Below are 25,862 nucleotides of genomic sequence, written 5' to 3'. Positions count from 1 at the left end.
TCAAAGCGTGCGTGGAAGCGTCACAGTTTACCTAAAACGGCGCGCGCCGCCCCGGTCCGCGTCACGCGAGCCGGCTCAGCGGCGTACGGCGAGACGCCAGAGCGACGTCGTCTCGGCCGCCCGCGCGCGATGCAGCGGATCGGCGGGGTCCGACGCCTTCGGATGAACGGGCTTCACGTCGTCGCGGCCAACGACAGTCAAGCCCGCCGCATCGATCCAGCCGCGCAATTCGTCGCGCGTGCGCAGGCCGAGATGCTCCGCGAAGTCCGACAGGATCAGCCAGCCCTCGCCGCCCGGCGCGAGATGCGCGGCGAGCCCCGCGAGAAAGCCCTTCAGCATCCGGCTGTCCGGATCGTAGACCGCGTATTCGAGCGGCGAGCTCGGCCGCGCGGGCACCCAAGGCGGATTGCAGACGATGAGCGGCGCGCGCCCTTCGGGAAACAGATCGGCTTCGACGATCTCGACCTGCGACGCGTAGCCGAGCCGCGCGACGTTCTCCGCCGCGCACGCGAGCGCACGCGGGTCCTGATCGGTCGCGACGATGCGTTCGACGCCGCGCGACGCGAGCACCACGGCGAGCACGCCGGTGCCGACGCCGATGTCGAACGCGAGCGACGTCGACGGCAGCGGCGCACGCGCGACGAGATCCACGTACTCGCCGCGCACAGGCGAGAACACGCCGTAGTGCGGATGAATCCGCTCGCCGCCGAGCGCGGCGAGCGGCACGCCCTTCTTGCGCCATTCGTGCGCGCCGACGATGCCGAGCAGCTCGCGCAGCGACGCGATCGAACGCTCGCCGCCCGCGCCGTACGCCTCTTCGCATGCAGCCCGCAGATCCGGCGCGCGGCGCAGCGCGATCGAATAGTCGGCTTCGAGCGGAATAAGCAGCATCCCGAGCGTGCGTGCGCGTTGCGCCTGCGCCATCCGGTGGAGATTGAACGCGTCGACGGGCGTCGCGGCCGGCTTCGTCTTCTTCGGCTTGCGCTCGATCCGGCGCGCGAGCGCCTGCAGCAGCTGGCGCGCATTCTGGAAGTCGCCCTGCCAGACGAGCGCTGTCCCTTCGCAGGCGAGGCGGTACGCAGCGTCGGCCGTCGTGCGGTCGTCGGCCACGACCGCGCGGCGCGGCGGCGGCGAGCCGGCTTCGGAGCGCCAGCGAACGGCGTGCTCGACGCCGTCGGCGTCGGTCCAATGGAATTCGGGAAAGGCAGTCACAAGGAATCGGGAATCGTTGAGTCGACAGGCGGCGCGACGCGCCGCGGACGACACAGTACCGCGCTTTGCACTCGGCCGGCAAAAAAGCGCTTGGCGCACGACGATGGCGCATGCGGTTTTGTGTGCCGATGGTCGATGTGGTCTGCAGCAGCGCTGCGCGTGCGGCGGCGCGTATCGAATGTCGATCGTCGAAGGTCACGCGCCGTAAGTCGAATCTCGCACGGTGCGTCATGTGCCACATGCGCTACATGCGCCACATGTGCGACACGCTGCCGTCGAACATCGGACGTCGGCTGTCGTACGCAGAATGCGGAACATCATCGCGCCCCAACCGATCGACGCGGCACTCGACGACCGGCGCGCAAGGCTCAGCGCTCGCCGTGCGCCGCCGCAAGCGCCCCCCGCGCTTCAGACTTTCGCCGTCGCTGCGTCGACGCGACGCTTCGGCGTCAACGCGTGCGCGAAGCGCACGAACGGCGCCTCGCAGAACCGATAGCTCACCCACGACAGCGCGATCGCCGGCAGAACCGGCAGAGCCATGTAGACGCCGAGCGGCAGATCCGTGATTCCGTGTCGCTCGCACATCCACAGCAACAGATACAGCGGAATGCCGTGCAGCAGATAGATCGAGTAACTGATCTCGCCGAGCCACGCGAAGAGCCGCAGACGAATCTTCAATACCGTTGCGAGCGCAACGAAAATCGCGACGCCGAATACGTAGCCGAGCGACGCGGAAACATGCACGAAATCGCGATGCCGCCAGTTTGCGGCCGCCATCAGCAGCGAGATCGCGACGATGAGCACGCCGAGCGCGATCGTCGCCGCGCGATACGTGAGCGGAAAGCGGCCGCGCATCGGCGCGAACGTCTTCAGCGGCGCCTCGTACGCCTGCCGGAAGCACGCGCCCCAGAACATGATCGCGAGGTGATAGAGCATCCCCTTGTACTGGCCGAGCGCGTCCGCCGGAACGATCCGCAGCGCCGATGTCACGACGAAGAGCACGCACAGTCCCGCGCAGACCGCGCACAGGGCGCGCATCCGATGCAGCGCATCGATGTTGAACAGCAGTACGCACAGCACATAGAAGTACAGCTCGGTTTCGAGCGTCCAGTAGTGCCCCATCACCGGATCTCGACCGAACACAGTCGGGATCATCGTCAGGTTCGAGAGCAGGCCGGCCGCATCCATTCGCAGCCCGAACAACAGCCAGTACACGAGATAACCGAGCGGCAGCGACAGCCAGAACGCCGGGTAGAGCCGAAAAAAACGACGCACGACGAAGCGGCGCGTGCCCTCCGACGGCGCGCCGCGCAGGCTCGTCGGAATCAGCATTCCGCTGATGCAAAAGAAAATGACGACGCCGATGCGACCGAAATTCACCGAGCGCTGCAGCGCATCGAGCACATGCTGCGAGCCCGCGAGATTGTCGAACAACTCCGCGTAGTGAGTCCACATGACGAACAGCACGGCAACGGCGCGCATCGCATCGACGTGCGCGAAACGGCTCGGGCTGGTGGAATCGGACATGGCTGAATCGATCGTACGGCTGGCGCTGCGCGCGAAACGGCGACGCGCGCGAACTCGACGCGCAAGCGCGTCGAGCGGCATCGCCGCCTCGTCACGCTACCGTAGCGCGCCGCGCGCGCGCTTTCCGTGCGGCACCGCACGCAGCGGCCCGGCCGGTGCGATCGATCTGCGAGCGGCACGGTGCGCGGTGCGCGGCCGAAGACGCAAGCGCCCTGCGCGAAAGGGCGCGCGCGGGTGCGCAGCGTACGCCGATCAATCGGGGCAACGCCGTCGGGACGACGCGCGAGCGCCGCCTGCCGCGACATCGGCGACATAGCGACGTCAAGCGACAGAAGGCGTCACGCCCGGCCGGCGTATAACGGGCGCCCGATCACCCGCGAATCGCCCATCCCATACTCAATAACCGCCGCCATAACCGCCCGGCGACGCCGGCAAGCTGAGCGTGCCGGAATCGGTGAAGCGCACGCTGCCGAACATCCCGCCGGCAAGCTTGCCGCGCAGCACGTAAGGCAGCTTGCCCGATTCCGTCACGTCCGCGAGTCCGAACGCCTGCCGCGCAGCCGAGAACGCGGACACCGTGACGGGCACGCTCAGCACCTGTTCGCCGAAGCGCGGCACCGTGCCCCGCGCGTCGCTCACGCCGCTCGCGAACGGCCTGCCGTTCAGTTCGAGATCGAGCGCGACGCCATCGTAGTCGATCGGCGCGTCGTTCGGATTCTGCAGCCGCAGTTTCACGTCGAAGCGCATTTCGAGCCCCTGCCCGACGAGCGGCTCGATGCCGACGACACTCACGCGCACCGGATCGCGCGCCGTCAACGCCGCGCACCCGCCGAGCGCGAGCAGCACGGCGAGCGCGACGAGCAATTGACCAACGAAGAAACGGGAACGGTGCATGGCATGCATCGGCGACGACCCTCACGAGCGAGACATGGAAGCGGCCATTGTAACCAGCGCCGATGCGACGGCCGACACCGCGTACCGCCCGCGCCGCGTCTGTCGCACAACGCCCGCCTTTCGTAGTTCGCAAGTCGACTTCCTGCTCCCTGCAGCCACTCACTACGAATATTAAATTAGCACCATTCCCGGATTAATCATTCCGGAAATAAAATTATAAGAAGGAATCGGGAAGTGATATCTCATCAAATTTTTTTTGATTCCTTTACGTTAATCCATCAAGTATATTGAGTCATCTTTCGAATTACCTGACATTCCTTAACGCTGCTTGACGAATCTGACGTTTTCCCTGGAGGCGAACGGAAGGGCTTCGCCGGGCCGCACCAGAGCGTACGGGCAACGAAAGCCGCCGGCGCGCGCTTCGCACCGCGCCCCGGCCATCATCCACAAACCAGAATCAAAAGGGGGCACCCAACCATGATTATCTTCACGTAAGCAGCCAGCAATCCCTTCGAATATAACCGGGTAATTCATTTCACTGTCGATTGACAGTGAAGGTGAACTATCGCCCGTCGAATTCATGCAGGACCGGACAATTTTCTTATCAATTCGAGGTTCAGTATGTGGATAAACAATCGTAGATTGCGATACCTGTCCCTCCTAGGCGCGCTCACGCTCGCCGCCTGCGGCGGCGACGACGGCGGCAACAGTTCGGCCGTATCGCTCGGCGCCGCACATAGCCCGTCGAACGGCGCCAACAGCGCAAACGGCAATGCGACCGCGCCCGCAGCCGCCGTCGACAAAAGCACGAAGCCCGTCGAAATGCCCGACACCGTCGTCCCCGTCAACTACAAGCTCTGGTTCCGCCCGAACGCGGCCCTCAACCAGTTCAACGGCCGCGCGGACGTCGAGATCAAGGTGCTCGAGCCCGTCAACGCAATCGTCGTCGCGGGCCACCGGATCCAGTTCGCGAACGGCAAGATCACGCTGCAGCCGGGCAACGTGCAACTGATCGCCACGCCGCAGGACAAGGGCGACTTCTATCAGCTGCGCCCCGCAAGCGGCCAGATCGCCCCGGGCAGCTACTCGCTGCACATGGAGTGGCAAGGGATCATCAACTTCAAGTCGTACGACGATCCCGTCAATCGCACGGGCGGCAGTTGCGGCAATGATCCATATCCGGGCTGCTCGGCGGCCGAAGGGATCTTCCGCGTGGACCTGAAGAGCACCGACGGCACGACGAGCGGCGCGATCCTCACGCAGGGCGAAACGAACCTGTCGCGCCAGTGGTTCCCGGGCTGGGACGAGCCCGCGTTCCGCCCGACCTATGAAGTGACGGCCGAAGTGCCGCAGGCATGGCGCGTCGTGTCGAACGCGGCCGAGAAGCCTGCCGTAAACGTCGGCGGCGGCTACAAGCTGGTGTCGTTCGACAAGACGCCGCCGATGCCGTCGTATCTGCTCTTCTTCGGCGGCGGCCTGTTCGACGTGCTCGAAGACGATTTCACGAGCCCGCTGCCCGACGGTCGCGGCCTGCATCTGCGCGTGTTCACGCCGCCCGGCATGCGCGACTGGGCGAAGCCCGCCATGCAGCGCACGAAGCAGGCGCTCGATTACTACTATCGCTACACCGGCATCACGCTGCCGCTCACCAAGTTCGACACGGTTGCCGCGAACGATGCGTTCAAGGATCAGAAAGGCCTGAACTTCGGCGGTATGGAGAACTGGGGCTCGATTCTCGAGTTTGCCGACGACATCCTGCCCGAACCGGGCCAGCCGATGTCGCGCTACGGCAACCAGGTGCTCACGCACGAAGTCGCGCATCAATGGTTCGGCGATCTCGTGACGACCGACTGGTGGGACGACGTTTGGCTGAACGAATCGTTCGCGCGGTTCTTCGAGACGAAGACGACGATCCTGTTCTTCCCGGACGAATTCAACTGGCTCGACCACATCAAGTCCAAGTATCGCGTGATCAACAAGGACATCGGCCCGGATGCGTTCCCGGTGCAGCCGAACTTCAACGGCTGGGCGTCGAACGACTTCGTGCTGAGCGCGAGCGCATTCACCTATAACAAGGGCGGACACGTACTGAAGATGCTCGAGGGCTATCTTGGCGAAGAGACGCTGCGCAAGGGCCTGCGGCAGTACCTGACCGACTACGCGTTCGGCAACGGCACGCCGAAGCGTCTGTGGGATGCGCTCTCCGCCGCGAGCGGCCAGCAGATCGGGCCGATCGGCGACAGCTTCGTGCGCCAGACGGGCGTACCGCTCCTGTCGCTCGACACGCAGTGCGACCTGACGAAGAACCAGAACGTCGTCACGCTCAAGCAGTCGCCGTTCCCGAACAAGAACAAGTATCCGGGCTCGCAATGGACGATTCCGGTGACGCTTGCTTACGGCGACGGCCTCGTCAACCGCAAGACGCTCGCGCTGAAGGACACGCAGACGCAGATCCGCCTCGACGGCTGCTCGGCCGTCATCGCCAATCCGAGCGGGTTCGACTACTACGTGACGAACTACGGCGATGCCGCATGGAGCGCGCTCCTCACGCAGGTCAACGCGTCGACCGACCCGGTACTGCTCTCGAACCTGAAGAACGAAGCCTCGCTGCTCGTCAGCTCGAACCTCGCGCCGCCATCGCGCGAGACGAGCATCTCGTCGATCAACTCGCCGGCCGCGATGAAGCTGCGTCAAGTGCCGTCGATCTTCGAGACGGTGAAGGAACGTCCGGCGCTGCGCTACCAAGGCAAGTTCACGCCGCGCGAACAACGGACGCAATAAGCCGTTCGCGAACGTCGCTGCCCGCGTCATCCGTCGCCGTGCATCGCGCGGCGGCGGAAACCGCGAAACAGCAACACACGATGCAACGCGCGTCATTCGGGCCTCCGATCGGAGGCCCGTTTTTTTGCCTACGCCACTTCGTCGATATCGACGTTCGAACGGCATATCCAAACAAAACCAACACGGAGTTCATTCGAACATGTCGCCATTCGACTGCACGCGAACGGTAGATGGACGATCGGAATTGTCAAAAATTTGACAATTGCACGGTCAACTGCGCGAATCGACTCGACAACGTCGCGGCTTCAATCGAACGAATCCTCTACGCATGCGCCACAGCGGGCGACACGCGACGATGCGGCCACACGTATCGCGCGTATATCACATCAATGCGAATTTCATCCACTTCTAATCAAGAATCGGTCGATCGTTAGAACTAGATCATGATTCTTTTCAACGTCGTTTAAACGTCGATTAAATCGACGGGCTGCACCGTGATGATGAGTACGCTACCGAACTTAACAGTTCAATCCGACCTTTGATAATTGCCCCACGACAACGCGAGCATCGCAACATGCCGCCAGTCGTAACGAATTTGCTGAACCTGCGCAACCGGTCGATGCGCGTTGCCTCCGGCTCGGGGCCGTTCGTCGATGATCGAGTCGCCATGCTCGACGACGGACGAACGTTGCCATTCATCCAAGAGAAAGTTCGAGGGCCGATTGATGACGAAGGCAGGGGAAGACAGCGTGGATCAGGCGTCCTCGCATCGCGACCTGGAACGGCGATGCACCGGACACAAGGACGACGCGGCCATCGGGCGTCGCGAACGGATCGGCGCACGACGCATCGATCCGCTCGTCGCGACGAACGATCGCCGTGGACCGGATTGATTTGCTGCGCTTCGTCAACGGCGTCGCAGATCTACCCCGCCAGATGGGCCATCTGGCAGTTAATTGGAGAAAGGCAATGCAAGAACTCAACCAACAAGAGATCGATCTCGTCGGCGGCGCAACGGTTGGCGGCGGCCTGATCGGCGGCCTCACGGGCCTGATCGGCGCTTACGGCGGCGCGCTGTACGATCTCGGCGCGAACCTGACGGGCGACCTCGTCGGCTTCGCGACGGGTGTGGTTCAAATCGGCGAAACGCTCGTCGGCGGCACGCTCGGCAACATCGCGAGCATCTTCACGGGCCCGACCGCGTAACAACGGCACATCGATGATCGATTGAGCGCCGACGGACTCCTCTCTCCTTGTCTCGACCGCTCGATGGATTTTCCAGCCACCTGCACATCATTCGGAGATTCACTATGCAAGAACTCAATCATCAAGAAATCGCCATGGTCGGCGGCGCTTCGCTCCTGACCAACCTGGTCGGCGCAATCGGCAACGAAGTGCTGCTGCTCGGTCAGTCTGCCTACAACTTCGGCGGCAACCTCACCGACTCCGCGGGCGCGATCCTCACGCATGCGGTCGACGGCATCGCCGGCGCACTCACCAGCACGGTCGGCATCATCCAGGGTGTGCTGACGGGCAATTAATCGCGTTTCGACGCGACGACTCTCGAAGCATCGACGTCGAACGATCCTCCGGCGTCGGCAGCTTGGTTAGTCATGCTGACTGCGTGCCCGGCCCCGTCGCCGGGCACGCGAATCGAATGATCCCACTTCCTGTCCGACGCGAAACGCCTTACGCAACGCGCGCGCGATCCGACATGGACGGCAGCCGCACTCAACGTCCCCAAGCCGATTGTTTATCCACTCGAATCATCCGGCGCATTGGGGGAAAGATATCAAAGATCGTCAAAACGTAGACCAACGCGCTTTCCTGTTTCGCCCGGCTCCGATAAGTTCTGATGCGACGCCAACGAGAATCGAATCGTCCGCATCCGAGGCCAGGACCGCCGCGATCTTCAGCGAGCGGCCGCCGCGAACGATTCGTCGATGAAACGCCGAGCGCCGCATCGCATTGCTGCTTCGTTCGCCGGGACATCGTCACGACATCCATGACGAGCTAGACATGCACGAACCGACTCGAGCACGAATCGAAGCCACTATGCGCAGTGACCGCCCTGTCGACGCGATGCGCACGTTCGCTCGCGGCGACGCTCGAACGGCCTGACGCCATCGCAACGCGACTCCGCGACGACATACACGCTACTTTCGGCAGTCCATCCATGACGCCCAATACTCCACTCTTTCGAACGGCCGCGCAGGAAGCGCAGCGCACGCAGACGCTGGGCGAGATCGTGCTGATCCGTCCGGTGTCGTTCGCCGTGCTGGCTGGCGCAGCCGCGAGCATGGCGCTCGGCGTGATCCTGCTGTTCACGTTCGGTACTTATACCCGACGCACGACGGTCGACGGTGTGCTCACGCCGGATACGGGCCTCGTCAAGGTCTATGCGCAGCAGACGGGTGTCGTGCTGAAAAAGAACGTCGTCGAAGGACAGCACGTCACGCGCGGACAGGTGCTCTATACGGTGTCCACCGATCTCCAAAGCGCGGCCGCGGGACAGACGCAGGCGGCGCTCATCGAGCAGGCGCAGCAACGCAAGACATCGCTGCAGCAGGAGCTCGACAAGACCAGGACGCTGCAACAGGACGAGCGAGACACGCTGCAATCGAAGATCGCGAGCCTGCGCGCGGAGCTCGCGGGCATCGACGATCAGATCGCCGCGCAGCGCACGCGCACGTCGATCGCGGCCGATGCGGCATCGCGCTACGCCGGCCTGCTCGCGCAGGACTACATCTCGAAGGATCAGGCGCAGCAGCGCCAGGCCGACCTGCTCGATCAGCGCTCGAAGCTGAACAGCCTGATGCGCGATCGCGCCGGCGCCACGCAAGCGCTGAAGGAAGCGCTCAACGATCTGTCGGGGTTGTCGCTCAAGCAGCAGAACCAGTTGTCACAAATCGACCGCAGCGTGATCGACGTCGATCGCACGCTGATCGAAAGCGAGGCGAAGCGCGAGTTCGTCATCACCGCACCGGAAACCGGCACCGCGACCGCGGTGATCGCCGAGCCGGGCCAGACGGCCGACACATCGCATCCGCTCGCGAGCATCGTACCGACAGGTGCGCACTGGCAGGCGTATCTGTTCGTGCCGAGCGCCGCGGTCGGCTTCATTCACATCGGCGATCGCGTGCTCGTCCGCTATCAGGCGTATCCGTATCAGAAGTTCGGCCAGTACGAAGCGAGCGTCGTGTCGATCGCGCGCACCGCATTGTCGGCGGCCGAGCTCGCGACGAGCGGCGGCCCCGCCGCGCAAACGGCGAGCGGCACGTACTACCGGATCACGGTCGCGCTGAAGTCGCAAAGCGTGACGGCCTACGGCAAGGCACAGCCGCTCCAGGCTGGCATGGCGTTGCAGGCCGACGTCCTGCAGGAGCGCCGCCGCCTGTACGAGTGGGTGCTCGAACCTCTTTACAGCCTGACGGGCAAACTCTGACGCGGTCACCAGCCTATGTCACTCCTCGATCGTCTCTCGTTCGGCATCGGCAGCAAGCTGCCGATGATCCTGCAAACCGAAGCCGCCGAATGCGGCCTTGCCTGCCTCGCAATGGTTGCGGGCTTTCACGGCCATCACGTCGACCTCGCGACGATGCGCAGCCGCTTTCCGGTATCGCTGAAAGGCGCGGGCCTCGGCCGCGTGATCGAGATCGCGCAGCGCCTCGATCTCGGCACGCGCGCACTGAAGCTCGATCTCGATCAGCTCGGCCAGCTGCGCGTGCCATGCGTGCTGCACTGGAACTTCAACCACTTCGTCGTGCTGAAGGAAGTCAACGGCAGGAGTGCGACGATTCACGATCCTGCGCAAGGCGTGCGCAAGCTGTCGCTCGACGAATTATCCCGTTCGTTTACGGGCGTCGCGCTCGAACTGTGGCCGACAGGCAGCTTCAAGCCGCGCGTGGCGTCGCCCGCCGTGAAGCTGCGTCAGCTGCTCGGCCCCGTGTCCGGGCTGTCGCGCTCGCTCGGCCAGATCCTCGTGCTCGCGATCGCGCTCGAAGTGTTCACGCTCGTCTCTCCATTCTTCCTGCAATGGGTGATCGACGAAGTGATCGTCAGCGCGGATCGCGATCTGCTGACCGTGCTCGCGCTCGGCTTCGGCCTGCTGCTGCTGATGCAGCAGGCGACGAGCGCGATCCGCGCATGGGCGCTGATGTATCTCGGCACGACGCTTAACGTGCAATGGCGCGCGAACGTGTTCACGCATCTGCTGAACCTGCCCGTCCAGTATTTCGAGCGGCGCCATCTCGGTGACGTCGTGTCGCGCTTCGGTTCGATCGACACGATCCAGCAAACGCTGACGACGTCGTTCCTGTCCGCGGTGATCGACGGGCTGATGACGATCGTCACGCTGGCGATGATGTTCGTCTACAGCCGCACGCTCGCATTCGTCGCGCTCGGCACGATGGCCCTCTACGCACTGCTGCGCTGGCTCTGGTATCGGCCGCTGCGGCGCGCGGCGGAAGACCAGATCATCCACACCGCGAAGCAGCAGAGCCACTTCCTCGAAACTGTGCGCGGCGTGAAGACCATCAAGCTGTTCAACCGCCAGAGCGAACGCCGCTCGAGCTGGCTCACGCTGCTCGTCGAGCAGATCAACGCCGGCCTGCACGTGCAGAAGCTGCAGCTCCTGTATCAGCAATTGAACGGCCTGCTGTTCGGCCTCGAAGGGCTTGTCATCATCTGGCTCGGCGCGCGTCTCGTGATGGACGGCGAATTCACCGTCGGCGTGCTGATGGCATTCAACGCATACAAGGGGCAGTTCGACAGCCGAGTCGGCAGCCTGATCGACAAGTTCTTCGAGGTGAAGATGCTGCAGTTGCAGGGCGAACGGCTCGCCGACATCGTGTTCGCGCAGGGCGAATCCGACGCCGGCGCGCGGCACGTGCCGGGCGAAGCGGAAAATCTCTCCGCGGGCATCGAGGCCAACAATCTCGTGTTCCGCTACGCCGAAGGCGAACCGACCGTGCTCGACGGCGTGTCGCTGAAGATCGAGCCGGGCGAGTCGGTCGCGCTGATCGGACCGTCGGGCTGCGGCAAGACGACGCTCGTCAACGTGCTGCTCGGCATCCTCGAGCCGACGAGCGGCGCGATCAAGATCGGCGGCGTCGACGTCGAGCGCCTCGGCCTCGACCGGCTGCGTTCGCTCGTCGGCACCGTGCTTCAGGACGACGTGCTGTTCGCCGGCTCGATCGCCGACAACATCAGCTTCTTCGATCCGGACGCCGATCCGAAGTGGGTCGCCGAATGCGCGCATCTCGCGGCCGTGCATGCGGACATCGTCGCGATGCCAATGGGCTACAACACGCTCGTCGGCGACATGGGCACGGTGCTGTCGGGCGGACAGAAACAGCGCGTGCTGCTCGCGCGCGCGCTCTACAAGCGGCCGAAGATCCTCGTGCTCGACGAGGCGACGAGCCACCTCGACCTGCAACGCGAACGTCAGGTGAACGCCGCGGTCGGCGCGCTGAAGATGACGCGCGTGATCGTCGCGCACCGTCCGGAAACGATCGCGTCCGCGTCGCGCGTGATCATGCTCGACGCGGGCAAGGTCGCGCTCGACAAGCCGACCGCCGAGCTCGCCGTGGCGCCGAAGCCGGCAGCCACCGCAGCCGCAACCGCTCCTGCGGCGGCCGCGCATCCGGTCGCGGGACGGTGAGCGCGATGAAGTCCGCACGTACGCTCGCCGCCGCCGGCGCGCTCGCGCTTTTCGCGTCGCACGCCGCCCATGCGCAATGGCTCGATATCTACGGAACCCGAAAGAATGTGTCCGCGACGCCTGCCGCACCGCTATTGAAGAACGCGACATGCCAGCCGGAGCTCGCGAGCCATCCGATCGCACTCGAAGACGCGATCCTTCAAGCGATCTGCGCAAACCCGCAGGCGCGGCAGGCGTGGGCGAACGCGCGCGCGCAGGCGGCGCAGGTCGGCGTGAACGAAGCCGCGTACATGCCGACGCTCAACGCGACGGGCGGCATTCAGCGCAACTGGCAAACGACGACCTATGATGTCAGTGACGGCATCAACTCGGTGACGCTGAATCAATCGCAAACCCAAACGAGTCGCTACGGCGCGCTCAACCTGAGCTGGGTGCTGTTCGATTTCGGCAAGCGCAGCGCGGCGCTCAGGCAGGCGCGCGAACTCCTTGCCGCCGCCAACGCGACGCAGGACGACACGCTTCAGACAATCCTCTTCAACGCCGCGCAAGCGTATTACAACCTGCGCGACGCGCAGGCGGCGGTCGACGCGACGCGCACCATCGAACGCGCCGCGCAGGACAGCCTCACCGAAGCCAAGGCGAAGCACGATGCGGGCGCGGGCACGCTGAGCGACCAATTGCAGGCGCAGACGAGCTACCGCCGCGCGGTGCTCGATCGCGTGAGCGCCGAAGGCGACGTGCAGAATGCAACCGGTACGCTCGCAGTCGCGATGGGGCTCGACGCGAACACGCCGCTGCAAATCGCTCCCGCCGAGCCCACTGTCGATCGCAACGCATTCGCGGAAGGCATCGCGCAATTGATCGACGAAGCGAAGCGGCAGCATCCGAAGCTCGTCGCCGCGCGCGCGAAGCTCGACGCCGCGCGTGCGAACGTCGACGCGGTACGCGCGCAAGGGCGTCCGACCATTTCGCTGACGGGTAGCCTCAACCGCAACAGCCCGTCGTATCAGCAACAGTTCGGCATCCAGACCACCGCGAGCCACGGCAGCATGATCGGCGTCCAGGTGACGATCCCGCTCTTCGAAGGCTTCGCGTCCGGCTACCGTGTCGCGGCCGCGCAGGCGCAAGCCGACGCGCAGGAAGCGGACGTGCAGAACACCGAGCTGAACGTGTCGCTCGACGTATGGAAGAGCTATCAGAGCCTGCAGACGGACACCGCGAATCTCGACAACTCGAAAGATCTGCTCGGCGACGCGCAGCGCTCGCTCGACATCGCGCGCGGTCGATACAAGGCGGGCGTCGGCACGTTCACTGAGCTGCTGAACGCGCAGACGGCGCTCGCCGACGCGCAGAAGCAGCGTGTGCAGGCGGTATCGAAATGGCGCACCGCGCGGCTCAAGCTCGCGGCGAGCCTCGGCAGCATCGGGTTGTGGTCGGTGCGTTGAAGGCACGTCGACGCGGCGACAGCGTCGCATTCATGCTCGGGATGACGAAGCAATGAAGCAATCGCCAAACGCGGCGACATGCACCGCGATTCGACGTCGGCAACGGAAAGCGAACAAAAATCGAGGAGAGGCTCCGAGCTAAAGCGTGGTGCGTTGACATTCGCGTCACCGCGCGCATGCCGGACGCCACGCGTGCGTCACGGCTGACGGTTCTGCGTCGCGGACGTCGGGCACGCCGGATCCTTGCCCCAGTGGTTTTCGCACACGCGCCAGCGGCACAGTTGATCCTCGAAGAAGCCGCGCTCGCCGCATTCCTTCACGCGCGCGGCAAGCGACGTATCGGCCGCCGCCGCAGCCTTCTTCGACGCCGTATTCGAAGTATTCGCCGTATTCGCGTTCGTCTTCGCCGCATCGGCAGGATTCGCCGGCTTCGTCCGCGCGACGAGCGCGACGAGCAGATCGGCGTCCGGATCGTCCTTGCCGTTCTTCTTCGCGCCGGTTTCGCGGCGCTTCTTCGCCTGCGCGGTTTCGGTGGCCTGCGTCTTGTCGTGACGCTTGCGCGCCGCGGCTTCCGTTTTCGCATGCGCCGCATCCTGCTTCGCGGCGACGCTCTTCGTCGCGCCCTTCTCCGCGCGCTTCGCCGGCTTCGCTGCGGCGACCGCGGCCGCGGCAACGGTCGCTCCGGCCGCGGCCTCGGTCGGCGAAACGTCGGATGCGCCGTTCGCGAGCGCGCGCGACAAGCGGCTCTCGCCGCCGGCCGACGCCGCAGCCGGCTTCGCATCGCTCGCGACGCTGTCGTCGTTCACGATCGTCGCGGGCTGTGGCGCCGATGCCTGCGCGATCTGCGCCGCGCTCGCCGGCACGGCGTTGCTCGCGGGCGCCGCGGCGACGGCCGGCGCCGATGCGGCGGCCGCGACTTCGGCATGTTCGGCGGAAGGCTGCTGCAATCGCCATGCGCCCCACCCGGCTACCGCGACGACGGCGAGCGCGACGAGCGCGAGCGGCCCCTTGCGCGAACGCGGTGCATTTTCGGGTTGGGGGGAGACGCGGCCTTCAAGATTCGCGAGAATACGCGAGTTGTTCGCGCCGCTTTCTTTGCCGGCATGGGAAGAAAGCAGGCTAGGCGGGGCTTTCGAATTCGAATCGTCCGGCGCGCTCATTCAGTGTCTCGTTGAATCCTGGTTTAATTCGCCGCAATAATATTGTCCCGGCCTACGCGGAAGCAGGCCTGATTCTAAGATCAAGCATTGCAAATTACAATCGATTCCATATTCCGGGGTTTTCTTTGATTGCCGTCGTTCTAGTCGCATATTTCGCCATCGCCGTCCTCGCTGCTGCGCTGCTGTTATTACCGGCAGTGCGTGCGACGGTATTCGATTCTGTCGCCCAATTCCATGGCCGAATCAGCCGGCGCGCCACCGATCGCGCCGCCCTTGCGCGCGAGCGTCTCGCGCAATCGGCAAAAATGTCGCGCTCGACTTTAAGCGACATGCAAAATTTACTAGTGCGGCGGCGCTTGCTGATTGCGACCACGACAGGTATTCTTGCGACGCCTCCATTGATCGCTATCGCGTTACGCGGTCGGCAACTATTCCAATACGACGACACACTACGCGCGCCGGACGAGAAAATTGCCGCACTTTTAAAAGGCGAGCAGCTCGTTCCGCCGTTGCCGCTGCCGCCCGAAGTCTTCGCCACCCGCGAGGTCGAGCAGGTTCGGCCCGCGCTGAAGGACGCAAGCCGCGATTGGAATTTGCTCGATACCGATTTCAGAACGCGCCTGTTGCTCGTCTACAAGATCATGCACGAGCGATACGGCTATGAAATGGCGTTGCTCGAAGGCTATCGCAGCCCCGAGCGACAAAACCGATTGGCGCAAATGGGCGGCAACGTCACCAATGCGGCGGCGTTCCAGAGCTATCACCAATACGGACTGGCGGCTGACAACGCATTCCTGCGCGACGGCAAGCTCGTCATCTCGGAAAAAGATCCGTGGGCCATGCGAGGCTATCAGTTGTACGGACAAGTCGCCGAAGAGGTCGGCTTGACCTGGGGTGGCCGATGGAAATTGATGGACCTCGGACACGTCGAATACCATAAGCCCGGCTTCAAGCTGGGGCGCTCGTCCGCTCGATAAAGGACGAGTAGGAAATAATGAGGGCGGCATGGGCCAACCAAACATCGCGACGGGAACACAATCCGGCAATCATTCGATCGGCGCGCGCCGGCTGGCGCGATGCGCCGCCCGCCCGTCGATGAACGCATTGCGCGCGAGCGCGCCGCCGCCCGCTCCGCCGAGGCGGCCCTTCTTCTCCCTAGATGCATTCACGACAACGTGACGTCACCCGATGCCGTCACGCTTGTCGGCACGGCACGCGCGCATCGCGCCGCCGCTCAATTCGCCTTATTGAATCGCACCGGAACCTGAACGTCCTATGCAACGCTTCCTCAACGTGTTGACTCACCCTCGCACGCTCACGATCGTCGGCTTCGCCGCGCTCGCCGCGGTTCTGTTCCTCGCGGCCGATGCGCTACAGATCGGCTTCGCATGGGCGGCCGTCGCGTTCGCCGTCGCCGTCGCGCTCTGGCTCGCGACGAAGCTCTGGCGCCGCTGGCGCGTGCGCCGCGCGAACCGCCGGCTCGGCGATATCCTCGAGCAGCAGGCCGAAACAGGCAAGATGTCCGCCGCCGCGGCCGAGCCCGCGAAGCAGGCGGACCTCGACGTGCTGCGCACCCGTCTCGCCGACACGGTGAAGACGATCAAGACATCGAAGATCGGTCAGGTGTCGGGCGGCTCCGCGCTCTACGAGCTGCCGTGGTACATCGTGATCGGCAACCCGGCCGCGGGCAAGAGCAGCGCCGTCATCAACTCGGGATTGCAGTTTCCGTTCGCGGACAAGAACAGCGCGGTGATCCACGGGATCGGCGGCACCCGGAACTGCGACTGGTTCTTCACGACGGAAGGCATCCTGCTCGACACCGCGGGCCGCTATTCGGTGCACGAGGAAGACCGCAGCGAATGGCTCGGCTTCCTCGATCTGCTGAAGCGCCATCGTCCGAAGGCGCCGATCAACGGGATCATCGTCACGGCGAGCATCGCCGAGCTGACCGGCAACCGTCCCGAATTCGCGATCAACCTCGCGAAGAACCTGCGCCAGCGCGTACAGGAACTCACCGAGAAGCTCGAAGTATTCGCGCCCGTCTACGTGATGTTCACGAAGGCCGACTTGATCACGGGCTTCACCGAATTCTTCAGCAGCAGCGACCGCCAGGAATACGACCGCGTATGGGGCGCGACGCTGCCGTACGAGCCGGACGAGAAGCGCGATGTCGTCGCGCTGTTCGACGAGCGTTTCGAAGAGCTGTACGAAGGGCTGAAGGAGATCAGCGTCGCGCAACTGTCGATCAGCCGCGGCAACAAGCTTTCGCCCGGCCAACTGAGCTTTCCGCTCGAGTTCTCGACGATCAAGCCCGCGCTGCGCTCATTCCTTGCGACGTTGTTCGAAAACAATCCGTTCCAGTACAAGCCGATCTTCCGCGGCTTCTACTTCACGAGCGCGCTGCAGGAAGGCGAGACGAACAGCGCTGCCGCGCAGCGGATCGCGACTCGTTTCGGCCTCGACGCGCAAAGCCTGCCGAAGCCGCACAGCGCGTTCTCGAAGAACGGCTTCTTCCTGCGCGACCTGTTCTCGAAGGTGATCTTCGCGGACCGCCAGACGGTCCGCCAGTTCGCGAGCCCGACGAAGACGCGCATGCGCTACGCGACGTTCTTCGGCTTCGTCGCGGCGCTCGCGCTCGCGCTCGGCGGCTGGACCTGGTCGACGATCGGCAACCAGCAGCTCGTATCGAACGTGCAGGCCGACCTCGACAACGTGACCCGCTTGCAGCAGAACCGCAACGACCTGCAGTCCCGCCTGCAGGCGATGGACATTCTCGAGGACCGGATCGAGCAGCTCGAGCAGTTCCGCCGCGACAAGCCGCTGTCCGTGTCGCTCGGCCTGTACCAGGGCGACCGTCTCGAGCAGCATCTGCTGACCGAGTACTACAACGGCGTGCGGCAGATCCTGCTGAACCCGGTCTCGGGCAACCTCGCGTCGTTCCTGAAGGACGTGAACACGCATCCGGACCAGCTCGCACCGATGACGCGCGCGCCGGAATCGGGCGCCGTGCAGGCGGGCGCCATGCCAGTGTCGACGAATCCGGCCGCGCCGGGCGCGGCCCGCTCCCCTGCCGTCGCGCAGAATCCGCAGCAGGGCGGCCTCTACAACGACGCATCGCCGACCAACGTCGAGGACGCGTACAACGCGCTCAAGACCTACCTGATGCTGTCCGACAAGCGGCACGTCGAGCAGGCGCACCTGACCGACCAGATCGCGCGCTTCTGGCGCGGCTGGCTCGAGACGAATCGCGGCAACATGCCGCGCGACGAAATGATCAAGAGTGCGGAGCGAATGATCACGTTCTATCTGTCGCGCGTCTCCGACAATGACTGGCCGATGATCGAAGCGAACCTCGCGCTCGTCGACCAGACCCGCGAGAACCTGCGCCGCGTCGTGCGCGGGATGCCGGCGCGCCAGCGCGTGTACGAAGAGATCAAGGCGCGCGCGTCGACCCGCTTCGCGCCGATGACGATCGCGCGGATCGTCGGCGAAGGCAACGCGGGCCTCGTCGCGGGCAGCTACGCGATCCCCGGCACGTTCACGCGCGAAGCGTGGTTCCAGTACGTGCAGCCCGCGATCCGCGACGCCGCGACGAAGGAACTGCAGGCGAAAGACTGGGTGCTGAACACCGCGACGGCGGACGACCTGACGCTCGAGGGCAGCCCCGAGCAGATCCAGAAGACGCTCGTCGCGATGTACAAGACCGAGTACGCGCAGCACTGGCAGAAGTTCATGCAGGGCATCGCGGTGCAGGGCTTCGGCAACTTCGGCCAGGCGGTCGACGCGATGAACAAGCTCGGCGACCCGCAGGATTCGCCGATCCGCAAGGTGCTCGAGACCGCGTATGACCAGACGTCGTGGGACAACCCGTCGCTCGCGAACGCGACGATCAAGAAGGCGCAGACGGGCGTCGTGAACTGGGTCAAGCAGTGGTTCACGCGTCAGCCGGGCGGGCAGATCGCGGCGAACGTCGACATCAACGGCAATCCCGCCGACGCGCCGATGGGCCCGATCGGCCAGGAGTTCGTCGGGCTCGGCCGGATCGTCGCGACGCATGACGGCACGTCGATGCTGAAGGGCTACATGGACACGCTGTCGAAGGTCCGCACGCGCTTCAACGTGATCAAGAACCAGGGCGACCCCGGCCCCGGCGCGCGCCAGCTGATGCAGCAAACGCTCGACGGCAACGGCTCGGAGCTCGCCGATTCGCTGAAGTTCGTCGACGAGCAGATGCTGACGGGCCTGACCGATTCGCAACGCAAGTCGCTGCGTCCGCTGCTCGTGCGCCCGCTGATGCAGGCGTTCGCGGTCGTGATCCAGCCGGCGAGCGTCGAAGTGAACAAGGTGTGGAACGCGCAGGTCTACCAGCCGTTCCAGGGCTCGCTTGCGAGCAAGTATCCGTTCGCCGCCAGCGCGAAGGTCGAGGCGGGCGCGAGCGAAATCGCGCAGGTGTTCGGCCCCGACGGCTCGATCGCGAAGTTCGTCGGCACGACGCTCGGGCCGCTCGCGGTGCGCCGCGGCGACACGCTGTCCGCACGCACCTGGGGCGACATGGGCCTCGCGCTCACGCCGGACTTCACGAACGGCTTCGCGCGCTGGGTCGCGCCGCTCGCGGGCGGCGCGGCGGCGAGCGCCGCCGCGTCGTCCGAACCGCAAACCGTGTTCCAGGTCCTGCCGCAGCCGAGCAGCGGCACGACCGAATACACGATCGCGATCGACGGCCAGCAGCTGCGCTACCGCAACACGCCGCCGCAATGGACGAACTTCGTGTGGCCGAACCCGCAGGGCTCGCCCGGCGCGACGCTGTCCGCGACGACGTTCGACGGCCGCACGATCCAGCTCGTCAACGAGCCGGGCCGTTACGGTCTCGAGAAGCTGATCAACTCGGCGCAGCGCAAGCGCCGTCCGGACGGCACGTTCGACCTGACGTGGACGCAAGGCAACGTCAGCGTGTCGGTGACGATGCGCATCATCAGCACCTCGCAGCCGACGGGCGGCGGCGGCGACCAGCCGCAGCAGCAGAGCCTGCGCGGCCTGCGCCTGCCGTCATCGGTCGCCGACGCGAGCGCGGGCGGCGCGGCCAGCGCAACCGCGCAGCCGGCGGGATCGGGCGTCGTGGCCACGGCCCCGCAGGCCGCCATCGCAGCGGCTTCAGCATCGAACGCACAGGGGGCGCAATGACGCAAACGGTCCAGGCTCAGATCGCTTACTTCGGCAAGATCCCGTCGCGCGGCGACTTCGTGAAGAGCGCGCACAATCCGCAGCTGCTGCAGACGCTCGACCACTGGATCGCACGCGCGATGGAGCTCCTCGCCGACGACCCGCGCTGGAAGATCGTCTACGAGAACGCGAAGCCGATGCACTTCGCGTTCCTCGGCTCGAAGAGCCGGCTCGCGATCGCGGGCCACATGATCGCGAGCCGCGACGCGTCGAACCGTCGCTTCCCGTTCCTCGCCGCGACGGCGCTCGAAGTCGAGCGGCCGCTGCCGTTCCTCGCGCGCAGCCCGCTCGCGTTCGCGCGGCTCTGGTCGCGCGCCGCCGCGCAGATGCAAACCCTCCTCGGCCCGCAGGAGCCGGCCGGCGCGCTGCAGGCGCTCGGCGACACGCAAGTGCCGATCGACACGGGCGGCCCGGGCAGCGCGCACGACGGCACGTTCAACGATTTCGTCGAGCACCAGACCCTGTACGGCCTTGAGCAGATGCTGCTCGCGAGCGGCCATCCGGTGAAGCTGCGCGGCGCGATGCTCGCGCTCGGCTCGCTGCTGCGTCCCGTGATGCAAAGCGGCACGTCGCACATCGAGCGCGGGCTCACGCTGCCGCTGCCGACCGATCCGTTCTATCGCACCCTCGTCGCCGCGTTCTGGCTCGAGCTCGTCGCACCGTTCGTGTCGCGCGCCGACTTCGAACTGGCGATCTTCATCGGCACGATTGCCGAGCGCGAGCGGCTCATCATCGGCTTCAACGGCGCGTCCGCGAAAACCCTGCACAGCGTGGTCGATCCGCAGACTTACGCCGAACACAACATCGACATCGACGATCCGGAATGGATCGACGCACATGCGCAAAACGACCATGGGATCAGCAAGCTCGTCAGTTATCTCGACCAACCGCAACTGTCGCTGCGTGTCTGCATCGACACGTTCCATGAAGCGTTCATCGGAGCGTGATGCGATGACGAAGCCGTTCCTCACTTCCCGCTTCAGGCTCACGCTCGCCGCGCTCGCGCTGGGCGGCGCACTGCACGGCGGCGTCGCGCTCGCCGACAACGTCGGCCCCGCGACCGTCACGCCGATCGATGCAGGCGGCGTACCCGTGAAGTCGACGCCGCTCGTCGCGCCCGGCGCAGTCTCGCCCGCTCCCGCAGCGGCAAGCGGCGCGGGCGGCGGCGCGATCGTGTCGCCGCCGCCGCCCGCGAACGCGACGCCGGGTCAGGTCGTCGCCGGCGGCAAGGTCGCCGACGAGGCGACGAAGGCCGCCGTGCTGCAGCGCCTGCGCGACACGTACGGCGCCGCGAACGTCGTCGATCAGATCGAAGTCGGCGACGTCGCGACGCCGCCGAACTGGTCCACGAACGTGCAGAAGCTGATCGGCCCGCAGTTGAAGCAGATCAGCAAAGGACAGCTCAGGATCGACGGCACGCAGATCGACGTGAAGGGCGAGGTCCACAACGAAGCGCAGCGCCAGCAGCTCGCGAGCGACATGGCGAACGCGCTGAACCCGACCTACACGATCAAGAACGGGCTGCGCGTGAGCGCGTCCGAGCAGGGCCTGCTCGACCAGACGCTCGCGAACCGCACGATCGAGTTCGAGACCGGCAGCGCGACGCTCACGCTGCAAGGCCGCGCGATCCTCGACCAGATGGCGGCCGCGCTCGCGAAGATGTCGAACCGGACGGTCGAGATCATCGGCCACACCGACAACTCGGGCAATCGCGCGTCGAACATCGCGCTCAGCCAGGCGCGCGCCGACGCGGTGAAGGGCTATCTGGTGGCGAAGGGCATCGCGTCGCAGCAGTTGACGACGACGGGCGTCGGCCCCGATCAGCCGATCGCGTCGAACGACACGAACGACGGACGCGCGCGCAATCGCCGGATCGAGTTCCGCGCGGGGCAGTAAGCGGCGCGAGCGCAAACGGCGGCGGGACGACGGGCGGCCCGCCCACGCGCGCGGCAGTACAGCAAATACCACGAGCGGTACAGCAACATGGAAACGGCGACGAATGGCCCTTTACGGCCTCTCCGTCGCTTTTTTTATGGCCGGCCGACGCGAGCCGGCCGACGCTCACGCGTTGTCGTCCGGCTTCAGGCCGAGCAGTTCGCGGATGTGTGCGAGCGAGCCGTCGTCCTTGACGACCGACGCGAGCCACTGATGCAGCGGCATGTCCGCCCATTCGGCGGCCTTGTCGGCGAGATACGCGACGGGGCTGTGCGGCTCCGTCCCGCGGAAATACTTCGCGACCGCGCGGAGCTGCTCGACCGCCTGCGCGCGATTCTGGATGCCGGCGATCACGATCGGCGCGGGAGCGGGCGGCGTATGCCTCTGCACGGAGTCCTCCGGGTAAAGCGGCGTCTTGAAGCTCGGCTCCGCGCGCTCGAGCGACGTGCCCGGCGCGACGGCCTGCGGCTGCGCGTCGGGCGTGTAGCCCTGCTCCTTCGCGAAGCGCTCGGCGAGCCGGTAGACCGTTTCGTACGTGTCGCGCGCCTGCCGGAAGCTCGGCGCCGCATCGCCCGCGCGCTGGTCGAGCTCCTGCTCGAGCGCATCGAGCGCGACCTGGAACGCCCTCAGCTCGCCGAGCAGCCGCGCATAGAACGCGACGGACGTCATCCGCTTCGACGCTTCGATCTGATCGACCGACGGCTTGCCGCGCGCTATTTCGCCCGCCTGCTCGGGATCACGCTTGATCGCCTGCGCGACGTGCTGCGCGACGTCCCAGTCGAGCTCGCTGAACGCGTTCGACGCGCCGTCGGTGAGCGGCACCGCGCGCAGCAGCTCGGCCGTGCGCCCGACGAGCCACGCGACGTTGCCGAGCCGGTACTCGGCGTCGTCGCCATCCGGCAGCGGGTGCACGTGATTCCAGAATTGCCGGCACAGATTCGTCAGCAGCGCGTAGCCCTGCGTGAGTCCGCCGATGCCGTCCTCGAGCGCGAGCGCCTCGGTCAGCCATACCGCGAGCCGCAGGTCCTTGGTCCGTTCGCGCAAGAGCGCGGTCGATTGCTCGACGACGAAGCTCCAGTCCGCTTCCTTGATGTCGGTGATCCACTCGCCCTGGTCGAGCGACGGATCGTCGAACTTGCGCGCGTGCTGGATCGCGTCGAAATCGGAGGAGAACAGGAGATCGTCGCCGCACGGCGACGCTTCGCTGATCGGCGTCAGCAGCTCGTTGAGGTTGATCGGCATGGTCGAATGCTATGTCTGTCCGTTGCGGCGTCCATCGTTGCTTGATGACCGCGCGACGCGTGACGCACGCGCCGCGCGGCGGTCTTACTCGACCGTGTACTCGAATTCGCCCGTCTCGGCCGCGCGCGCGGCGATCCGCGCGATCGCCGCGCCGTCGGCGATCCGCGACAGCACGTGCTCGGCGATCTCCGGCAGCAGCGTGCCGTTCAGGATGTGATCGACATTGCGCGCGCCCGAATCGACTTCGGTGCAGCGCGCAAGCACGGCGTCGACGAGCGACTCATCCCACTCAAACGCGGCCTTATGGTTCGATTCGATCCGGCGGCGGATGCGTTCGAGCTTCAGCTCGATGATGTCGGCGAGCGCGTCGTCGGAGATCGGATAGTACGGAATCACCTTCATCCGGCCGAGGAACGCGGGCTTGAACGCCTTGTAGAGCTGCGGGCGCAGCGTCTCGGCGAGCGCCTCGGCGTCGGGCAGTTCCTCCGGCGCCTTGTTCAGGCACGCCTGCATCACCGCCGACGACCCGACGTTCGACGTCAGGATGATCAGCGTATTGCGAAAGTCGATCTCGCGCCCTTCGGCGTCGTCCATCGCGCCCTTGTCGAACACCTGGAAGAACATTTCGAGCACGTCCGGATGCGCCTTCTCGACTTCGTCGAGCAGCACGACCGAATACGGATTGCGGCGCACCGCTTCCGTCAGCACGCCGCCTTCGCCATAGCCGACGTAGCCGGGCGGCGAGCCTTTCAGGCCCGACACGCTGTGCGCTTCCTGGTACTCGCTCATGTTGATCGTGATCATCTTGCGTTCGCCGCCGTACAGCACGTCGGCGAGCGCGAGCGCGGTCTCGGTCTTGCCGACGCCCGACGGCCCGACGAACATGAACACGCCGCGCGGCTTGTTCGGGTCCTCGAGGCTCGCGGTCGCGGTGCGCACGCGCTGCGCGATCGCGTCGAGCGCGTGGTCCTGGCCGATCACGCGCGCGCCGATCAGATCGCGCAGGTTCAGCACGGTCTCGATCTCGTCCTTCACCATCCGGCCAAGCGGAATGCCCGTCCACGACGCGACGATCTCCGCGACGACGTGGCCGTCGACCTGCAGCGGCACCATCGGCTGGTTGCCCTGCAGCGCGCGCAGCGCGTCAACGCGCCCGGCGAGCGTCGCGCGGGCCGCATCGACGTCGACCGGCTTGCCGTCGGCGGACGGCTCGCGCGACGCGTCGAGTTCGGCGCGCAACGCGCCGATCTCCGTGACGAGCGCGCGCTCCTGTTCGTAACGCGCGTCGTCTTCGGCGAGCGCCTTCAAATCGGCCTCGCGCTCGTCGCGCAGCGCCGCGAGGCGCTCGTCGTGCGCAGCACCGCCCGCGGCTTCGCGCTCGAGCGCCGCGATCTCCGCGTCGATCCGCTCGATGCGCTTTTTCGTGTCGTCGATCGCCGCGGGCGTCGCGCTGTGCGCGAGCGCGACCTTCGCGCATGCGGTGTCGAGCACGCTGATCGCCTTGTCCGGCAGTTGGCGCCCGCTCATGTAGCGATGCGACAGCCGCACCGCCTCGGTGATCGCGTCGTCGAGGATCCGCACGTTGAAGTGCTGCTCCATCAGCCCCGCCATCCCGCGCAGCATCGCGGCGGCGAGCGGCTCGCTCGGCTCCTCGATCTTCACGACCTGAAAGCGCCGCGCGAGCGCCGCGTCCTTTTCGAAGTACTTCTTGTATTCGCTCCACGTCGTCGCCGCGATCGTGCGCAGCTCGCCGCGCGCGAGCGCCGGCTTCAGCAGGTTCGCGGCGTCGTTCTGGCCCGCCTGCCCGCCCGCGCCGATGATCGTGTGCGCTTCGTCGATGAAGAGAATGATCGGATGCGCGCTCTTCTTCACCTCGTCGATCACGCTCTTCAGGCGGTTCTCGAACTCGCCCTTTACGCTCGCGCCCGCCTGCAGGAGGCCCATGTCGAGCACGTGCAGCGCGACGCCGCGAAGCGGCGGCGGAACGTCGTCGGCCGCGATCCGCAGCGCGAGTCCTTCGACAATGGCGGTCTTGCCGACGCCCGCCTCGCCCGTCATGATCGGATTGTTCTGCCGGCGGCGCATCAGGATGTCGATCGCCTGACGGATCTCCGCGTCGCGGCCGATCACGGGATCTATCTTGCCTTCGCGCGCGCGATGCGTGAGGTTCGTCGTGTATGTGTCGAGCGCCGGCGTCTTCGACGGGCCGCGCGGCGCGCCGCCCGCCGCCGCGGCGCCGTCCGGCACGGCGGCGTCGCTCTCCGCCTGCCGCGGCTCGGCTTCGGCCGAGCCTGCGGTGATCTCGTCGAACTTATGCTTCAGATCGTCGACGCGCACGCGCGTGAACTGCGACGACATCCGCTGCGCGAACTGCGCGAGATCGGGCCCCGTCAGCAACGCAAGCAGCAGATGGCCCGAACGAATCCGGCCGATCTGCGAATCAAGCGACGCGATAAGCCACGCCTGCTCGAACAACTCGGTCAGATGCACCGAGAACACCGGCGTACGCGTGTTGCCCGTCTTCAATCCTTCGAGCTCGCGCTCGAGGTCCGCGCGCAGCGCGTGCGGATCGACACCGCTCGCACGCAGCACGAGCGGCACGTCGCCGGTCGACTCGTCGAGCAGCGCGAGGAACAGATGCTCGAGATCCACTTCATAGTGACCGCGCGCGAAACAGTGGCTGGCGGCGCGCTCGGCAGCCTTCCGGCACACCGGATTCAGTTTCGCGATCAGGGTCTTCAGGGGCGTGCTCATCGGTTACGGTCCACTCAGGTTCGATCGTTG

The 25,862-nt window shown here is 65.7% G+C and carries 19 protein-coding genes; 12 read left to right on the top strand and 7 right to left on the bottom strand.

Annotated features, from left to right (window positions below; all coding sequences use genetic code 11):
- Positions 1-75 precede the first annotated feature (75 nt).
- From WS70_RS02500 to WS70_RS02485, 3 genes are all read right to left on the bottom strand, one after another.
- On the bottom strand, positions 76-1,212 hold the full coding sequence (locus WS70_RS02500; RefSeq protein WP_059470010.1) for a methyltransferase: 1,137 nt from the start codon (positions 1,210-1,212) through the stop codon (positions 76-78).
- A gap of 408 nt (positions 1,213-1,620) precedes the next feature.
- Positions 1,621-2,739, bottom strand: coding sequence for an acyltransferase family protein (locus WS70_RS02490; RefSeq protein ID WP_059598324.1), 1,119 nt, complete (start codon positions 2,737-2,739; stop codon positions 1,621-1,623).
- A gap of 396 nt (positions 2,740-3,135) precedes the next feature.
- Positions 3,136-3,642: an LEA/WHy family protein gene (locus tag WS70_RS02485; RefSeq protein ID WP_059598325.1), complete on the bottom strand. Its 507-nt coding sequence runs from the start codon at positions 3,640-3,642 to the stop codon at positions 3,136-3,138.
- Positions 3,643-4,254: 612 nt separating this feature from the next.
- Here WS70_RS02485 and WS70_RS02480 point away from each other — a divergent pair.
- Positions 4,255-6,414, top strand: coding sequence for a M1 family metallopeptidase (locus WS70_RS02480; protein ID WP_059598326.1), 2,160 nt, complete (start codon positions 4,255-4,257; stop codon positions 6,412-6,414).
- Between the two features lie 526 nt (positions 6,415-6,940).
- Here the strand turns inward: WS70_RS02480 and WS70_RS31330 are convergent.
- Entirely contained in the window at positions 6,941-7,117 is a 177-nt protein-coding gene (locus tag WS70_RS31330) for a hypothetical protein (protein WP_159082856.1), read from the bottom strand.
- 19 nt (positions 7,118-7,136) lie between these two features.
- On the opposite strand from WS70_RS31330, the gene WS70_RS31325 reads away from it, so the two are divergent.
- From WS70_RS31325 to WS70_RS02450, 6 genes are all read left to right on the top strand, one after another.
- Positions 7,137-7,307: a hypothetical protein gene (locus WS70_RS31325; protein ID WP_159082855.1), complete on the top strand. Its 171-nt coding sequence runs from the start codon at positions 7,137-7,139 to the stop codon at positions 7,305-7,307.
- Between the two features lie 76 nt (positions 7,308-7,383).
- Entirely contained in the window at positions 7,384-7,620 is a 237-nt protein-coding gene (locus WS70_RS02470) for a hypothetical protein (protein WP_059473117.1), read from the top strand.
- A gap of 104 nt (positions 7,621-7,724) precedes the next feature.
- Complete coding sequence (locus tag WS70_RS02465; RefSeq protein ID WP_059473116.1) at positions 7,725-7,955, top strand: hypothetical protein; 231 nt, start codon at positions 7,725-7,727, stop codon at positions 7,953-7,955.
- Between the two features lie 635 nt (positions 7,956-8,590).
- Positions 8,591-9,859, top strand: a complete 1,269-nt coding sequence (locus WS70_RS02460; RefSeq protein WP_059598327.1) for an HlyD family secretion protein — start codon at positions 8,591-8,593, stop codon at positions 9,857-9,859.
- A 15-nt stretch (positions 9,860-9,874) separates the two neighbouring features.
- Positions 9,875-12,076 (top strand): peptidase domain-containing ABC transporter, encoded by a 2,202-nt coding sequence (locus WS70_RS02455; RefSeq protein WP_059598328.1) that lies wholly within the window; start codon positions 9,875-9,877, stop codon positions 12,074-12,076.
- Positions 12,073-13,521: a TolC family protein gene (locus WS70_RS02450; RefSeq protein WP_059598329.1), complete on the top strand. Its 1,449-nt coding sequence runs from the start codon at positions 12,073-12,075 to the stop codon at positions 13,519-13,521. The genes WS70_RS02455 and WS70_RS02450 overlap by 4 nt, the downstream gene beginning before the upstream one ends.
- Before the next feature lie 197 nt (positions 13,522-13,718).
- Here the strand turns inward: WS70_RS02450 and WS70_RS02445 are convergent, their stop codons facing one another.
- The gene (locus WS70_RS02445) at positions 13,719-14,681 is read right to left on the bottom strand and encodes a hypothetical protein (RefSeq protein ID WP_059598330.1); all 963 of its coding nucleotides are present in this window, start codon (positions 14,679-14,681) and stop codon (positions 13,719-13,721) included.
- A gap of 125 nt (positions 14,682-14,806) precedes the next feature.
- Here WS70_RS02445 and WS70_RS02440 point away from each other — a divergent pair, with 125 nt between their 5' ends.
- The 5 genes from WS70_RS02440 to WS70_RS02425 all read left to right on the top strand — a co-directional run bounded on the left by WS70_RS02440 (position 14,807) and on the right by WS70_RS02425 (position 21,797).
- The gene (locus WS70_RS02440) at positions 14,807-15,658 is read left to right on the top strand and encodes a M15 family metallopeptidase (protein ID WP_059473111.1); all 852 of its coding nucleotides are present in this window, start codon (positions 14,807-14,809) and stop codon (positions 15,656-15,658) included.
- Between the two features lie 99 nt (positions 15,659-15,757).
- Positions 15,758-15,949 carry a hypothetical protein gene (locus WS70_RS31320; protein WP_156438360.1) on the top strand — a complete coding sequence of 64 codons (192 nt, stop codon included), beginning with the start codon at positions 15,758-15,760 and terminating at the stop codon, positions 15,947-15,949.
- Between the two features lie 7 nt (positions 15,950-15,956).
- Entirely contained in the window at positions 15,957-19,862 is a 3,906-nt protein-coding gene (gene tssM, locus WS70_RS02435; RefSeq protein ID WP_059598331.1) for a type VI secretion system membrane subunit TssM, read from the top strand.
- Positions 19,859-20,848, top strand: a complete 990-nt coding sequence (gene tagF, locus WS70_RS02430; RefSeq protein ID WP_059473109.1) for a type VI secretion system-associated protein TagF — start codon at positions 19,859-19,861, stop codon at positions 20,846-20,848. Before tssM ends, tagF begins: the two co-directional genes overlap by 4 nt.
- 4 nt (positions 20,849-20,852) lie before the next feature.
- Positions 20,853-21,797 (top strand): OmpA family protein, encoded by a 945-nt coding sequence (locus tag WS70_RS02425; RefSeq protein ID WP_059598332.1) that lies wholly within the window; start codon positions 20,853-20,855, stop codon positions 21,795-21,797.
- 165 nt (positions 21,798-21,962) lie between these two features.
- Here the strand turns inward: WS70_RS02425 and tssA are convergent, their stop codons facing one another.
- On the bottom strand, positions 21,963-23,078 hold the full coding sequence (gene tssA, locus WS70_RS02420) for a type VI secretion system protein TssA (RefSeq protein ID WP_059598333.1): 1,116 nt from the start codon (positions 23,076-23,078) through the stop codon (positions 21,963-21,965).
- An 84-nt stretch (positions 23,079-23,162) separates the two neighbouring features.
- Positions 23,163-25,832, bottom strand: a complete 2,670-nt coding sequence (gene tssH, locus WS70_RS02415) for a type VI secretion system ATPase TssH (RefSeq protein WP_059598334.1) — start codon at positions 25,830-25,832, stop codon at positions 23,163-23,165.
- Positions 25,833-25,862: the final 30 nt, after the last annotated feature.

Origin of the sequence: Burkholderia mayonis (assembly GCF_001523745.2) — a bacterium.
GTDB lineage: Bacteria > Pseudomonadota > Gammaproteobacteria > Burkholderiales > Burkholderiaceae > Burkholderia > Burkholderia mayonis.
The sequence above is the reverse complement of the archived record's forward strand: the minus strand, read 5'-3'. Positions and strand labels throughout refer to the sequence as shown.